12 protein-coding genes and 1 pseudogene are annotated in these 15,116 nt (G+C 28.4%); 12 read left to right on the top strand and 1 reads right to left on the bottom strand.

From position 1 onward, the window contains the following. Positions 1-2 precede the first annotated feature (2 nt). From KHQ81_07900 to KHQ81_07845, 12 genes and pseudogenes are all read left to right on the top strand, one after another. On the top strand, positions 3-1,772 hold the full coding sequence (locus tag KHQ81_07900; GenBank protein ID QVK16836.1) for an ABC transporter ATP-binding protein: 1,770 nt from the start codon (positions 3-5) through the stop codon (positions 1,770-1,772). Continuing rightward, positions 1,769-3,802: an ABC transporter ATP-binding protein gene (locus tag KHQ81_07895; protein QVK16835.1), complete on the top strand. Its 2,034-nt coding sequence runs from the start codon at positions 1,769-1,771 to the stop codon at positions 3,800-3,802. Before KHQ81_07900 ends, KHQ81_07895 begins: the two co-directional genes overlap by 4 nt. A 95-nt stretch (positions 3,803-3,897) precedes the next feature. After that, complete coding sequence (locus tag KHQ81_07890; protein ID QVK16834.1) at positions 3,898-4,803, top strand: ribonuclease Z; 906 nt, start codon at positions 3,898-3,900, stop codon at positions 4,801-4,803. 97 nt (positions 4,804-4,900) lie between these two features. Then, the gene (locus tag KHQ81_07885) at positions 4,901-5,488 is read left to right on the top strand and encodes a polymer-forming cytoskeletal protein (protein ID QVK16833.1); all 588 of its coding nucleotides are present in this window, start codon (positions 4,901-4,903) and stop codon (positions 5,486-5,488) included. A gap of 10 nt (positions 5,489-5,498) precedes the next feature. After that, positions 5,499-6,098 carry a DUF4004 family protein gene (locus tag KHQ81_07880; protein ID QVK16832.1) on the top strand — a complete coding sequence of 200 codons (600 nt, stop codon included), beginning with the start codon at positions 5,499-5,501 and terminating at the stop codon, positions 6,096-6,098. Between the two features lie 10 nt (positions 6,099-6,108). After that, on the top strand, positions 6,109-6,849 hold the full coding sequence (locus tag KHQ81_07875; protein ID QVK16831.1) for a hypothetical protein: 741 nt from the start codon (positions 6,109-6,111) through the stop codon (positions 6,847-6,849). Between the two features lie 108 nt (positions 6,850-6,957). Continuing rightward, positions 6,958-7,581 carry a cyclase family protein gene (locus KHQ81_07870; protein ID QVK16830.1) on the top strand — a complete coding sequence of 208 codons (624 nt, stop codon included), beginning with the start codon at positions 6,958-6,960 and terminating at the stop codon, positions 7,579-7,581. Positions 7,582-7,874: 293 nt separating this feature from the next. Beyond that, positions 7,875-9,575, top strand: a complete 1,701-nt coding sequence (locus KHQ81_07865) for an ABC-F family ATP-binding cassette domain-containing protein (GenBank protein QVK16829.1) — start codon at positions 7,875-7,877, stop codon at positions 9,573-9,575. 17 nt (positions 9,576-9,592) lie between these two features. After that, positions 9,593-10,369 carry a GNAT family N-acetyltransferase gene (locus KHQ81_07860; protein QVK16828.1) on the top strand — a complete coding sequence of 259 codons (777 nt, stop codon included), beginning with the start codon at positions 9,593-9,595 and terminating at the stop codon, positions 10,367-10,369. 39 nt (positions 10,370-10,408) lie between these two features. Next, entirely contained in the window at positions 10,409-10,708 is a 300-nt protein-coding gene (locus KHQ81_07855) for a ParB/RepB/Spo0J family partition protein (GenBank protein QVK16827.1), read from the top strand. A gap of 249 nt (positions 10,709-10,957) precedes the next feature. After that, positions 10,958-12,337, top strand: coding sequence for a TrkH family potassium uptake protein (locus KHQ81_07850; GenBank protein ID QVK16826.1), 1,380 nt, complete (start codon positions 10,958-10,960; stop codon positions 12,335-12,337). A 164-nt stretch (positions 12,338-12,501) separates the two neighbouring features. Further along, positions 12,502-13,967 (top strand): annotated as a pseudogene (locus tag KHQ81_07845) (IS1182 family transposase). Positions 13,968-14,181: 214 nt separating this feature from the next. Here KHQ81_07845 and KHQ81_07840 read toward each other — a convergent pair. Beyond that, the gene (locus KHQ81_07840; protein ID QVK16825.1) at positions 14,182-15,090 is read right to left on the bottom strand and encodes a membrane dipeptidase; all 909 of its coding nucleotides are present in this window, start codon (positions 15,088-15,090) and stop codon (positions 14,182-14,184) included. Between the last annotated feature and the right edge of the window lie 26 nt (positions 15,091-15,116).

The following is a 15,116-nucleotide window of genomic DNA, read 5'->3' as shown; positions in this document are numbered from 1 at the left end:
TAATGTTAAAAGTATATAAAAATTTAAAGCCGTTTATTTTTTATATAATTCTTGTGGTAATTTTTACAGGGATTCAAGCCTTATTACAATTAAGATTACCTAAAATTATGGGGAACATGGTTAATCAAGGGGTTATGACACAAGATGTAGATTTTGTCATGAGTGAAGGATTAGAAATGTTAGTTGTGACAGGGATTAGTGCTGTCTTTACTGTTTTGGGAAGTTTTTTTGCAGCTAAAGCATCCATTGGATTAGGTAAAATTCTTAGAAACAAAATATTCAAGAAAATTGAAAGTTTTTCACTGAATGAATTTGATAAATTTGGTACTGCTACTTTAGTTACAAGAAGTACAAATGATATTATGCAAATTCAACAAGTGACTTTTATGATATTAAGAATGGTAGTTCTAGCTTTAGTCACTTCTATAGGTGGCATTTATTATGCTGTCACGACTGATTTAAAATTATCAGCGATTTTTCTAGTGGTTGTACCAGTTATGGCTTGTGCAATACTCATAATAGGGACTAAAGCTGTGCCTTTATTTAAAGTAATGCAAAAAAAATTAGATAAAATTAATTTAGTCTCTCGTGAAGGGCTTACTGGTGTTAGAGTCATTAGAGCGTTTAATCGTACAAATTATGAGGCTAATCGTTTTGAGGAAGCAAATATTGATTATACGGACACAGCTATTAGAGTTAATAAATTATTGGCTTTATTAATGCCGATCATTATGTTAGTGATGAACTTAATGAGCGTTGGTATTTTATGGTTTGGTACGAAAAGATTTGATGTTTCAATTCAAGAGATGATTATAAATGGTACAGAGATTGGATTTAATTTTGGGAATATTATGGAATTTATTCAATATGCATTTCAAGTTATGTTCTCTTTATTAATGGTTACAATGATGTTTATTATGATACCAAGGGCTCAAGCTTCTGCACAAAGAATAAATGAGGTACTAGAAACTGAACCAAGTATAAACGATTTAAATAATATAACTCAAGATGAAGATATGAATACCAAAAAAGGTTATGTTGAATATAAAAATGTTGAGTTTAGTTTTCATGGGGCTGAAGAACCGGCCATTAAAAATATTTCTTTTAATTCTAAACCTGGTGAAGTTACCGCGATTATTGGTGGTACTGGGAGTGGTAAATCAACGATTATTAATTTAATTCCAAGATTTTATGATGCTCAATCAGGAGAAATATTAGTTGATGGAGTCAATGTGAAAGACTTAAGTCAAGCAGAATTAAGAGAAAAGATTGGTTATGTACCACAAACAGCTGTCTTGTTTTCTGGCACAATCGCTGAAAACATCCGTTATGGTAAAAAAGATGCTACTGTAGAAGAGATTGAACAAGCGCTGAAGATTGCTCAAGCTACTGAATTTGTTTCTGAAATGAAAGATGGTTTAGATTCAATGATTGCTCAAGGCGGAACAAATATTTCTGGTGGTCAAAAACAACGCTTGTCAATCGCACGTGCTTTAGTAAGAAAACCAGAAATATATATCTTTGATGATAGTTTTTCAGCTTTAGATTTTAAAACGGATGCAAAATTACGGGCAGCATTAAAACAAGAAACAAAAAATTCAACAGTCATTATTGTTGCACAAAGAGTCAGCACAATAATGGATGCTGATAAAATTCTTGTTTTAGATGAAGGTAGAATTGTGGGGGAAGGAACTCACAAAGAGCTAATGAAAAATTGTGAAACATATAAGGAAATTGTATCTTCACAGCTTTCAGAGGAGGAGTTATCATGAGCGGAAAACAGCAAAAACCAAATTCAAAACATGAAGGTCCTGCATTTGCTAGACCAGTTGAAAAAGCAAAAGATTTTAAAGGTACATTTGTACGTTTATGTAAATATTTAAGTCCATTTAAATGGCGATTATTAATTATCTTAATTACAGCGATTTTTAGTACCATCTTTAGTATAAGAGGTCCGAAAATTATGGGAGATGGATTTAATAAAATAACAGAGAATTTATTAATAGGTAAAAATTTTAATTTTAATTATAAAATTGATTATCATTATTTATTTTGGAATATAATTCTAGTATTAATTGGTTTATATGTATTTAGTGCTGTTTTTGCCTATATTCAACAATATTTAATGGCAACTGTATCTCAAAAAACAGTATTTAAATTAAGAAAAGATGTCAATCATAAATTATCCAAATTACCACTTAAATATTTTGACTCAAAAACACATGGAGATATTTTAAGTCGCATTACGAATGATATTGATATGATTTCGACGACATTATCACAAAGTATTACGCAAATAATTACCTCAGTAGTTTTATTAATTGGTATTGTTTGGATGATGTTAACACTTAGTTGGCAATTAACCTTAATCGTTTTAGCAACATTACCCCTTAGTATTATTATTTCAATTCCAATTTTAAAAGCTTCACAAAAGTATTTTAAAGGACAACAAGTAGCTTTAGGAAAGTTAAGTGGTCATGTTGAAGAAATGTATACAGGGCATAGAATTGTTAAAGCTTATGGCCGTGAACAAGAATCTATTAATACATTTAATGAAATAAATGATAAATTATATAAATCAGGTTGGAAAGCACAGTTTATATCTGGGATTATTATGCCTATTATGACATTTGTGAATAATATTGGTTATGTTTTTGTAAGTATAGTGGGTGTTAAATTAGTAATTGATGGTTCATTAAAAGTTGGATATATTTCTTCTTTTATCTCTTATACAAGACAATTTTCTCAGCCTATCCGTCAAACAGCTAGTATCTCAAATACCCTACAATTAACCATGGCAGCTGCAGAGCGGGTATTTGAATTATTAGATGCAGAAGAATTAGAACCAGAAACAATTCATCCAGAAATTATCTTAACTGATAAAGGATTTGTTCTTCCTACTCAAGAATTTACTTGTTATGAAGATAGCAAAGCACTTAAAACAGACCAAGGCTATGTTTTAGTTGATAAAGGGATGCATAAAGATGACTTCAATCTTGTTAAATTAACAGAAGATATCAAAGAAAAAATTATTGGTAAATTAATTCAATATCCAAAAGGATTTATTCAATTTAACCATGTTGATTTTAGTTATAAACAAGATAGCCCATTAATTGATGATATGAATATTCATGTTAATCCAGGTCAGACGGTTGCAATTGTAGGACCTACAGGAGCTGGTAAGACAACAATTGTCAATTTATTAATGAGATTCTATGACATTAATGATGGTTCTATCACGATAGATGGTATTAATATTCAAGATATGAAACGAGAAGATTTACGTGCTGTATTTGGAATGGTGCTTCAGGATACCTGGATGTTTAAAGGAAGTATTCGTGATAATATTGCCTATGGTCGATTGGATTCAACTGATGAAGAGGTAATTGCTGCTGCTAAAGCAGCTGAAGCAGATCATTTTATCAGAACATTACCAGAGGGTTATGATACGATTCTTAATGAAGAAGCAACAAATATTTCACAAGGTCAAAAACAATTGTTAACTATCGCAAGGGCACTATTAGCTAATCCAGCGATATTAATCTTAGATGAAGCAACAAGTAGTGTTGATACCAGAACAGAGATTCAAATTCAAAATGCGATGACATTATTGATGAAAGGACGTACAAACTTTGTAATTGCTCATCGCTTATCAACGATTAAGAATGCTGATTTAATATTAGTCATGAAACATGGTAAGATTATTGAAAAAGGTAATCATACCAGTTTGTTAGAGAAAAATGGATTATATGCTGATTTATATAATAGTCAATTTTCACATAATAATATTGGAATTGCTTAATAATTATTAAGTGCTAAAAGCACAGAACATTTTAATGAGTATTTTCGCTGTAATTGTTCATATTAATGATAGTTAAGCGAAAAGATGGTGATTTTATGATTAGTATTGCATTACTTGGGTGTGGTGGGTGCATGCCTATTCCTTTGCGCTATATGTCATCAACTCTAATACAATATAATGGTCGAAAGTGCTTAATTGACTGTGGAGAAGGTACACAAGTATCAATGCAACTATTAGGATGGGGATTTAAATCAATTGATGTAATATGTTTAAGTCATTTTCATGGTGATCATATCTATGGGTTACCTGGATTATTAGCGACAATTGGTAAGAGTGGAAGAACAGAACCACTTGTAATCCTAGGTCCAACTGGGTTAAATACATTATTTAATGACTTAAAATCCTTTTTACCCCACTTACCTTATGAACTAATATTTTATGAAAATCCACGACGTTATGAATTTAGTAATATAACCATTTCGACCCTACCACTATTACACTCTATCCCTTGCTTAGGATATTCTTTTTACATAAATAGAAGTCCTAAATTTGATGTTAAAAAAGCTCAGAAAAATGATATACCTAAAAAATTTTGGAATATCCTTCAAAAAGGAGAGAAAGTAGTTGATAATGGTAATATATACACAAAAGATATGGTATTAGGTGAAGAAAGGTCAGGAATCAAAATTAGTTATGTAACAGATACTCGACCATTAGATACCATTCCTCCTTTTATATCCAAAAGTGATTTGTTTATTTGTGAAGGGACATATGGTAATGATACAGATTTCAAAAAAGCAATCAATCATCATCATATGACTTTTAGAGAAGCAGCACAACTAGCTAAAAAAGGTTGTGTAAAAGAACTCGTTTTAACCCATTTTAGTCCATCATTAATTCAACCCTCAACTTATTATATGAACGCTAAAGAAGTATTTGAAAATACTTCTATTGGTACTGATCGATTAATAAAAATGATTAATTTTAAAAAAAATGATTAAAACTATTGTATTTATTTGAAAAAATGTTATAATATTTGTAACAAAACATTGTTACGCAAAATGGATTTTGCATATAATAATAAGAGAGGTGATTTAATTGAGTGAAGAAAAAAGGATTGTTCGTGTAAGTGGAATGTCGAAAAGTTCAGGAAATTTAGAGTGTGATGAAGTAAAAGTTGAGGGGATGTTTAGAGTCAGTGGAGATATAAAAGCAAGTGATTTAACTTGTGAGGGAATGGTAAGAATAGCTGGTGATGTTAACGTTGAATCTATTGATGTTGAAGGAATGATAAAAGTTGGTGGAGATATTAATGTGAAATCAATGGATATCGATGGATTGATTAAAGCAAGATCAATTAGTGGAGAGAAAATTGATATCTCTGGAGGATTTAATGTTAAAGAAAATATTAACTGTGATACCTTTATTATGGAATTATGTGGAAATGGTTCAGTAACAAACATTGAGGGCAGTAGTGTTGAAGTTACAACTAGAAGAAAGCGACATCATTTAAAAGCAAATACAATTTCAGCCGATGAGATAAATATTGAAAATGTGAAATGTCATACAATATCTGGTGATAAAGTAAAAATTGGAGTAGGATGTAAAGTAGATAATATAACCTACATTACAAGTTTAGACATCGATCCAAATGCTACAGTAAAAAAATCGCAAAAAGCAGTATAGAGGTGATTTTATGGAAGAGATTTCAAAAAAGGATTTATTGATTTTAACTGGTATTTCATATGGACAATTGTATCGCTGGAAACGAAAAGGACTTATTCCGGAAGAATGGTTTATTAAAAGAGCGAGTTTTACTGGACAAGAAACCTATTTTCCTAAAGATCTGATTTTAGATAGAATTGATAAAATTTTAGAATTAAAAGATGATGTGTCATTAGAAGAGTTAAGTGAAATTATAAATAGTAAACAAAAATCAAAAGATATTTTAGTTGAAGAGTTGAAAAATAATAATTTATTCTTTAATCATGAAGTATTAAATCTATATACAGATGAAACTATCTCGTTTAATGATATCGTTATTCTAAAACTTATGGATAATATATATCATGTTGTTAATAACCGAAATGAAATAAAAGAATTTTATCAATTCATTTGTAAACATTCAAAAGAGATTATCAATGACTACAAAGAAATATACATTATGACTAAAGATGATAAATTAACATCAATTTTAGTTAAAGAAACCAATAATATAGAATATAATTTAGATGAGATTCTAAAAGTGAATCTGAAAAATTTAATTGATAATATTAAACTACTTGTGATGGTTTAGGAGGGATACAGTGAGTAATAATTTAACGGTTTTCGCGGATTCGACAATTAATGGGGGATCCTATGATAAGGTAAGAGTATTTGGTTCTGCCAATGTATTAGGTGATTTAACTGCTCAAAGTATGAAGGTTTATGGTGCTGTTGAATATAAAGGAAAATGTAAAATTGAAGACCTAAAATTATATGGTGCTTGTGAATTTTTTGAATATGTTGAAGTCGAGAATCTAAATATTAAAGGTGCTTGTGAATTTAATAATGATGTAAAAGTTAATTATTTGAAGATTTATGGTGCAGTTGAATTTAATAAAAATGTCTTCAGATGTAAAGAAGTAAAAGTCTATGGTGAAGCGACTGTAAGTAATTTAGAAGCTGATGAAATATATATTAATGGTCTTGTAGAATGTACAGAACAATTAAATGGTGAAAAGATTGAAATTACTACGAACCATGGTTCAACAATAAAGGAAATGGTTGGGACACATATTTTGGTAAAACCACAGAAAAAAAAGCCGTTTAGTTTTTTCAAAAATATTGTGATTGTATCAAATAATAGCGGGGGACATAATACAAGCAAAAAAGTAGAAATTGAAACCATTGAAGGAGACGATATCTATTTAGAAAATGTGGTATCCAAAGCTGTTAGAGGAAATAAAATTACAATAGGACCTAATTGTGAGATTGATTTAGTTGAATATCATGAAACTTATAATATTATTGGTAAAGATGGAGTAAAAGAAGTCGTTAAATATTAATCATAAGCGCATGTTTAACATGCGCTATATTTTTTGTTTATAATCAGTATTTTGATATAGAGGAAAATACGATATAATGATATAAATGAGATACGAGGTGGAATGAAAATGGGTAAATTAATTGATTTGTCACATACCATTAAACATGATATGGCTGTTTATCCTGGAGATGAACCAGTAATATTGAAACAAAATAAATTTTACAAAAAAGATTACTATAATAATTTTATTTTATCATCTGGATTACACATTGGAACACATATTGATACACCGATGCATATGAGTGAAGACAAATTAACCATTGATGAATATCCTTTAAATCAGTTTTATGGAAATGGTGTGTTAATAAATGCTTATCAAGAAAAGATTGTTTCGTATAAAGAAGAATATGATTCATTAGTACAAGAAAATGATATTGTTTTAATTTATACAGGACATAGTGAATATTATGGTATGAAAAATTATTATGAGGACTATCCTATTTTATCTGAACGACTTATACATTTTTTGATTGAAAAAAAAGTAAAGTTAATAGGAGTTGATACACCGTCTCCAGATAAACCACCATTTTTAATGCATCAAGAACTTTTTAAACATCATATATTATTAATTGAGAACTTATGTAATTTAAATAAATTAATCAATGTTAAAAAATTTGAAGTCTTCTCTTTTCCATTAAAAATTAAGGCAGATGCTTCATTATTAAGAGTTGTCGCTAAAATAAGTGAATAATTACAATAAAAAATGATTATAAAATTGACATATATTGAATAAACTAATATAATTATAAAGGAAACTTCTAGAAAGGATGTGTGAATATGATCTCTGTAATTAAAATTAAGTTAACGAATTTAATAGAAAAATCTTATTCGCAAATAATTAGAAGTTTTTCAAATTGTGTTTTATAGGCAATACTATAAAATAATCGATAAATAACTTCTCATTTTGTGAGGAGTTTTTTTTTATTTAAGGAGGTTCAAATATGATTATATTACGTTAGAAAAATGGATATAAGGAGGAATTTAATGCTATTAATGAGAATTAGAAATATAAAAAAAGATTATGGATTAAATGAAGTATTAAAAGATGTTAATTTTGATATAAAAAAAGATTCTATATTAGGACTTGTAGGATTAAATGGAGCAGGTAAAACAACACTTGCTAAAATCATATCGGGAATTGAAACATATGATAGTGGTTCTATTGAGTGTTATAGTCAAAAAATCAAAGTAGGCTATTTAAAACAATCTACAGAGTTTAATGATAATAATTTCAGTCAAATGTTGTTAGATAAAAATAAAGATTTAGGTCAAGTATTTGAGACAAGTAGCTTATTAGGGTTAAAGAAATTGAATCAATGGTCGTATGAAAGAATAAATAATTTAAGTGGAGGAGAAAAAACAAAAATATCCCTTGCTGAAGTTTTTAATGAAAATAGTGATTTATTAATTTTGGATGAACCAACTAATCATCTTGATTATATGGGGATAGATTGGCTTATTGAAGAAATTAAAAAATGTTCTAAAGCTTTACTGATTATTTCACATGACCGTTTCTTTTTAGATCAAGTTACCGATGAAATTGTTGAATTAGAAGATGGAGTTGTGAGGACATACCATGGTAATTACTCACAATATCGAAAAACAAAAGAGGACAATTATCTCAATCAACTTCATCAATATAAGGAACATAAGAAAAGAGAAAGACATATTGATGAGGAAATTAATCGTTTAAAAAAATGGTCACATATTGGTCATCGTGACTCAACAAAAAAGGAAGGATTTAAAGAATATTGGAGAATGAAAGTTAAAAAGAAAGATATTCAAATTAAATCTGCGATTAAACGATTAGAAAAGTTGAAAGAAGAGGGGATAGAAAAACCTAAAGAAGAGAGTAAAGTGTTGTTTGAATTTGTATCTGAATCAAAAGCAGGTAAAGGGTTATTGACCGCAAAAAACTTAAGTAAATCATTTTTTGATAAAACATTATTTAAAGATAGTGATTTTTATATCAAAAGAGGAGAAAAGGTAGGTTTGATTGGAATTAATGGATGTGGGAAAACAACGTTAATAAAAATGATTCTTCGTCAAGTTCAAGCTGATAAAGGTGAACTTTGGGTATCAGATAGTGCTAAAATCGCTTATTTAAGCCAAGATGTCTTAGACTTAGATGATAGTAAAAGTGTTGAAGAGATTATTAAACATAAGGATAAAACATATCAAACTAAGATTAGGACAATGCTAGCTTCAAGTGGAATTACCTCAAAAATGATTCGCCAGAAAATTAGTTCCTTAAGTTTAGGAGAACGAACAAGAATTAAATTAGTTTTTCTTATTTTACAAGAAAATAATGTATTAATTTTAGATGAACCGACAAATCACCTTGATTTACACAGTCGTGAAAGGTTAGAAGAAACACTTGATGCTTATACAGGAACAATGTTAATTGCATCACATGATCGTTACTTGTTAGAAAAAATAACAGATAAATTATTAATATTTGAGGATGAAAAGATAATAAGAATTGAATGTGGATATAAAGCTTATAAGGATAGAGAAAAGAAAGTAACAAAAGATCAAAAAGCCTATGAATTAATGATTATTCAAAATAGAATTACTTATATTTTAGGTGAACTTAGTAAATATAAAGAAACAGATCAAATGTATTTTCAACTTGATCAAGAATTTAAAGATTTAATTAATAAGAAAAAAGAATTATTAAAATAAAATAGAGAGAGGTTAAAATGGAGATAAATAGTATTAGAAAAAGAGCAATGGAGTTTAAAGAACAATTCTTCTTTGGAGATTTAGGAGAGATTGTTAAATATTATGAGACAGATGATGGAATATTTGTGGTTGGAGAAGATAATGGTAATAAAGAAGTATTTTGGGCAGTAAATGAAATTGAGGATTTAAGAAAAGGATTAGATGTAATTAAAAAAGATTATAATCATTTTCTATTTCGATACGGGAAAAATTATGATGAACTATTAAAAGAAATTGATAGGATTACTTCCTGGGGTTATTATTATAAAAATATGCATGTAGGTTATCTTTTAGATTTTAATCACTTTAAAAATGATGTTAATAACGATTTTGAAACATACTGTTTAAAATCCAATGAAATAGATGAGTTAATGGTTTTAGATAAAGAAATATTTGATTTATTTAATGCATCTATTACTGAATTTAATGAGTGGGTAGAAGATAACAATCATCTGATTTTAACGATTAAAGATAAAGGTAAACTTATTGGTTTTATTATTATTCATGACATTAAAACCAATCAGTGTTTTATTAGAAATATCGGTATAGCTAAAGAATACCAAGGAATGAAATTGGGTCAACAATTACTAAAAAAAGCATTATTACAAGCGAAAAATGAAGGATGTAAAAAGTGCTTTTTATGGGTGAGTAGAGAAAATCATAGTGCGATTCATTTATATGAAAAAGTTGGTTTTGTAATAGATAAAAATGAAGCAGAAGCAGTTTTTAAATCTGATGATAGCGAAAACAAGTAGAAATCCTCTATAAAATATCATCATATATGGAGGGCTAAGATGAAATGTGATAGGTTTAACATAAAAATAAAGGATATTATTCCACAGCAACATTTTTTATCACAAACTAAATTAAATAAAGTCATAAAATCTTTTGAAGCGCATGATTCATATGGTGATATATATGTAATAAAATATGATAATTTAATATTTTCAGTAGATGGCCATCATCGTCTTTTTTACTTATATAATATAGGTGTTGAAGAAATTGAGGTAGTTAATGAACTTGAAGATAACAATAATAAACTTTATCAAATACTTGCTGATGAAGCAAGAAAACTTGGAATTAAAACAATTTAAAACATCGAATTATCGAATCAGAGGAAGAATATAAAATAAAATGGATAAATAAGTGTCAAGGTATTTTTAAAGGAACTTAATCTATAGTCAATCAATATATTAATATAGTTAATAATACTTGAATAGTTTATAATTTTTTCATAGATAATATAGAGTAGGTTGTTTTTAATGATTGACATTTGAAATATTGTGATATATGATGAAAAGGAAAAAAGTAGTACTAGTTGTAATAGTAAGGGTGGAACAACAATGAATAAACATGAAAAATTAATTAAAATAAAATTACATCCAACACAGATAATGGTAGTTGGTTTTGCTTTAGTTATCTTAATTGGAACGGTTCTATTAAGTTTACCAATATCGATACAGAATACTGAAGTAAATCAAAGTTTCTTTCAAACCGTTATTGATGCTTTTTTTACTTCAACATCAGCGGTTTGTGTAACTGGTTTGGTTGTTGTTGATACTGGGTCACATTGGACTATTTTTGGTCAAATTATCATTGGATTATTAATTCAAATTGGTGGACTAGGATTTATGACATTTGGGACATTATTTGCTTTTGTGATAAGAAAAAAGATATCTTTTCGTGAACGATTAGTTATGCAAGAAGCTCTAAATCAATTTAAATTGTCTGGAATTGTTCGTATAGCAAGAAATATCCTTATCATGACATTTACTCTCGAAGGAATTGGGGCGATTATTTTATCAACTCGATTTATTCCTAAATATGGACCTGCTAAAGGAATAGGCTTTAGTATTTTTCATTCGGTATCAGCGTTCTGTAATGCTGGATTTGACCTATTTGGTCAATATGGAAAATTTCAAAGTTTAACCTCATATGTTCATGATCCACTGATTAATCTAGTTGTCATGGTATTAATCATAACTGGAGGACTTGGATTTACTGTCATTATGGAGATTTTTCAAAAAAGAAGATTTAAAAAATTCTCTCTACATGCTAAACTTGTTTTACGAATGACTGCTTTACTTATTATTATTGGTGCACTAGGTATTCTTTTACTAGAATATTCTAATAAAGCATCTTTAGGGAATATGAGTTTTATTGATAAAATATTACCATCTCTTTTTCAAGGAATTACCCCAAGAACAGCAGGTTTTAATACACTAGATTTTACGACATTAACAACGGGTAGTGTTTTCTTAATTATGATTTTAATGTTTATTGGAGGGTCACCTGGTTCAACTGCTGGTGGAGCAAAAACAACAACAATTGGTGTTGCTATTGCAATGATTTTCTCTGTCATAAAAGGAAAAGAAGATACTGAATTATATGGTAAGAAAGTTCCCTTAGATATTATTAAAAAAGCAATTTCAATTATATTACTTGCTTTAGGATTAATCGCAACTGTTACCCTACTCTTATCTATTACTGAAGTGGGTGTAAGTTTTAAAGATATTCTATTTGAATCAATCTCTGCATTTGGTACTGTTGGGTTATCATTAGGTATTACACCTAATTTAACAAATATTGGGAGAGTCATTATCGCATTAACAATGTTTTTTGGACGTGTTGGTCCATTAACAGTTTTCCTAGCTCTCGCTTATCGTCAAGGTAATAAAAAGAAATTAATTAGATATCCTGAAGAAAGAGTCATTGTAGGATAAATTATAAAAAAAGGTTGTCAGTAGGAGACTGCTGAAAAAGTCTCATCAAATTGTGAATTGGGAAGAGAATATTAATTACTCTTCCTTTTTTCATATAAATACAACGAAAAGAAAGTGAAAAATGATATAATGAAGGTAGAAAATAATTTGAAATTGGTGATAGTATGCTACCTAATAAAGAACTTGTCTTAAGTCCATACAGTAAGTTGTATGATATTGTGGTTCCAAAGAATCATATATTAAGAAAATTTAAAGAATTAGTGGATTTTGAATTTGTTTATGAAGAATTAAAAGATAAATATACAAAGGATAATGGAGCGACAGCGAAATGTCCTATTTTTATGTTTAAATTATTATTATTAAAAGTAATGTATCCAATGTCTGACCGAGATTTAGTTGAACAAGCACAATTAAATATGGCATATAAGTATTTTTTAGAAATAGCTCCAGAAGAAACAGATATTATCCATCCAACAAGTTTAACAAAGTTTAGAAAGTTACGATTAAAAGATGGAGAATTATTAGATAAACTAATTTCAAAAACAGTAGAACTAGCACTAAACTTAGGATTAATAAAATCAAAACAAATAATAGTAGACTCAACACATACAAATAGTATGTTTAATTATAAATCACCACTTGAAATCTTAGAAGAGAAATCAAAAAATTTACGAAAAGTAGTATATAAGACTGATGAAAGTTATAAAGATAAGATGCCTGAAAAGCCAATATCAAAGAATATAGACGATCATATAAAATACTGTAATGAATTAGTTGAATTAATTAGAAATGATGAAAATTTACTAATCAGAGAAAATATTAGATTAAAAACAAACTTATTAGAAGAAATAGTAAATGATAATATTGAAGAAATAAATTCAATGGTAGAAAAGGATGCAAAAGTAGGACATAAATCAGCTGATACATCATTCTTTGGATATAAAACACATATCGCGATGGTGCCAGAACGAATTATCACAGCGGCAGTTGTGACAAGTGGAGATAAACACGATGGAAAGCAAGCAAGAGAATTATATGTGAAATCAAAAGAAAATGGAATTGAAGTTGATGCTTTTATAGGGGATGGAGCGTATTCAGAAAAAGAACTAATAGAATATGCGAAAAAAATGAATTTAAATTAGTTTCAAAATTGAGTAAAACAGTATCTAAAGGAAATAAAAGAAAATGTGAGGATTTTGAATATAATAAAGATGCGAAAAGATATGTATGTAAAGCAGGTCATATGGGAGTTAGAGTTGCACTACATGGTAAAAAGAAACATGAGATAGAAGGAACTCCATTGCGAGAAACGCATTATTTTGATGTAGAAAAATGTAAAACGTGTCCATTTAAAGAAGAATGTGGATATAAAGAAGGACAAGATAGTAGATCTTATACAGTTACATTAAAGAAGGATAATGTTCATGCAGAACATGAAAAATTTCAAGAAAGTAAAGAATTCAAAGAATTAGCAAAAGAAAGGTATAAGATAGAAGCTAAAAATTCTGAATTGAAAAATAGTCATGGATATAAAAGATGTCAATCCCATGGCCTTTTAGGTATGCAGATACAATCAGCAATGACAATATTCGCAGTAAACTTGAAAAGAATTGTAACACTAATGGGATAGAATATATCTCATTCTTTAATAGAAACAATAAAAAAGTTAGAAAATGAAGTTAAATCATTTCTAACTTTTTTTATTTAATATTAGTTATCTGAAAATAGACTAGATTTTCAGCACCCTCGTTTAATCTTCCTTTTATTAAGACTACATATAGAGACTTTTTCAGCAGTCTCGTCAGTAGACAATCTTTTTTTAATTCTTATTATTAATTTAATGATTAGAATAACTCATTAATGATATTTATAATGTTATTATGTGTAATATCTTCAATCTCAGAATGGGTATAGTTTCTATCTTGAAGTGCTTTAATTAATCGATTAGTATAAGATGCATTTGGAAGGTCTGTTAAGTTAGAACCATTTAAATAATCCATAAAATCAAAACCTAATCCAATATGTTTTATCAAATTCATCTTTTTTAAATAATCAATATGGTTTATCATTTCATTAATAGTTGGTTCATATGGATTGACAAAATTTTTAACTGCAGTGATACCAATAACGCCACCTTTTTCAGTTAATTTACGAATCTGCATGTCATCTAAATTTCTTTTATGTGAACATAATCGGTTAACATTTGAATGTGAAGCGATTACTGGACGGGTTGAAGAATTAATGATATCATTAAAAGTTTGTTTATTCGCATGACTTACATCAATTATCATGTTGTTTTGATTCATAAAATGAATGATTTCTTTTCCTAGTTCTGTTAAACCTCTTGTTGGATCACCATTTGCACCTGTTGCATAATGATTTTGTTCATTCCATGTTAACATAGCATGACGAAAACCTAAATCATATAGTGATTTAAGATGGTTAACATCTTTTATAGGTTGTAAACTTTCAAATCCTAAGACAACATTGATTTTATTTGTGCTAAAATCATCTTTTTCTTTTACGATATGAACCATATCCCTTGCTTCTTCTAATTCTTCCATAATCGCATCAATCGCTTGATTAAAATCGCATAAGGGGTGGTGAATATCAGTATAATAGGTCCAAATACCACCTAATATATTCCCTTTTTCTAATTGATGTAAATGATTATCTTTTAGAATGTTTCTTTTCTTCATTAATTTCTTTTGTACAATATCATATAAAATATCAGAATGCATATCAAAAAACATTAAATCATCTCCTTGAGATTTATTAT

It is taken from the genome of Mycoplasmatota bacterium (assembly GCA_018394295.1).
Taxonomy (GTDB): domain Bacteria; phylum Bacillota_I; class Bacilli_A; order Haloplasmatales; family Haloplasmataceae; genus JAENYC01.
Note: the sequence above shows the minus strand (reverse complement) of the source record. Positions and strands in the feature narration are given on the sequence as shown.

Bases quoted from the DNA above. Each gene is read 5' to 3' on its own strand.
- KHQ81_07850 (QVK16826.1), top strand. From the start codon at position 10,958: ATGAATAAACATGAAAAATTAATTAAAATAAAATTACATCCAACACAG.
- KHQ81_07865 (QVK16829.1), top strand. From the start codon at position 7,875: ATGCTATTAATGAGAATTAGAAATATAAAAAAAGATTATGGATTAAAT.
- KHQ81_07855 (QVK16827.1), top strand. From the start codon at position 10,409: ATGAAATGTGATAGGTTTAACATAAAAATAAAGGATATTATTCCACAG.
- KHQ81_07840 (QVK16825.1), bottom strand. From the start codon at position 15,090: ATGTTTTTTGATATGCATTCTGATATTTTATATGATATTGTACAAAAG.
- KHQ81_07860 (QVK16828.1), top strand. From the start codon at position 9,593: ATGGAGATAAATAGTATTAGAAAAAGAGCAATGGAGTTTAAAGAACAA.
- KHQ81_07870 (QVK16830.1), top strand. From the start codon at position 6,958: ATGGGTAAATTAATTGATTTGTCACATACCATTAAACATGATATGGCT.
- KHQ81_07900 (QVK16836.1), top strand. From the start codon at position 3: ATGTTAAAAGTATATAAAAATTTAAAGCCGTTTATTTTTTATATAATT.
- KHQ81_07890 (QVK16834.1), top strand. From the start codon at position 3,898: ATGATTAGTATTGCATTACTTGGGTGTGGTGGGTGCATGCCTATTCCT.
- KHQ81_07895 (QVK16835.1), top strand. From the start codon at position 1,769: ATGAGCGGAAAACAGCAAAAACCAAATTCAAAACATGAAGGTCCTGCA.
- KHQ81_07880 (QVK16832.1), top strand. From the start codon at position 5,499: ATGGAAGAGATTTCAAAAAAGGATTTATTGATTTTAACTGGTATTTCA.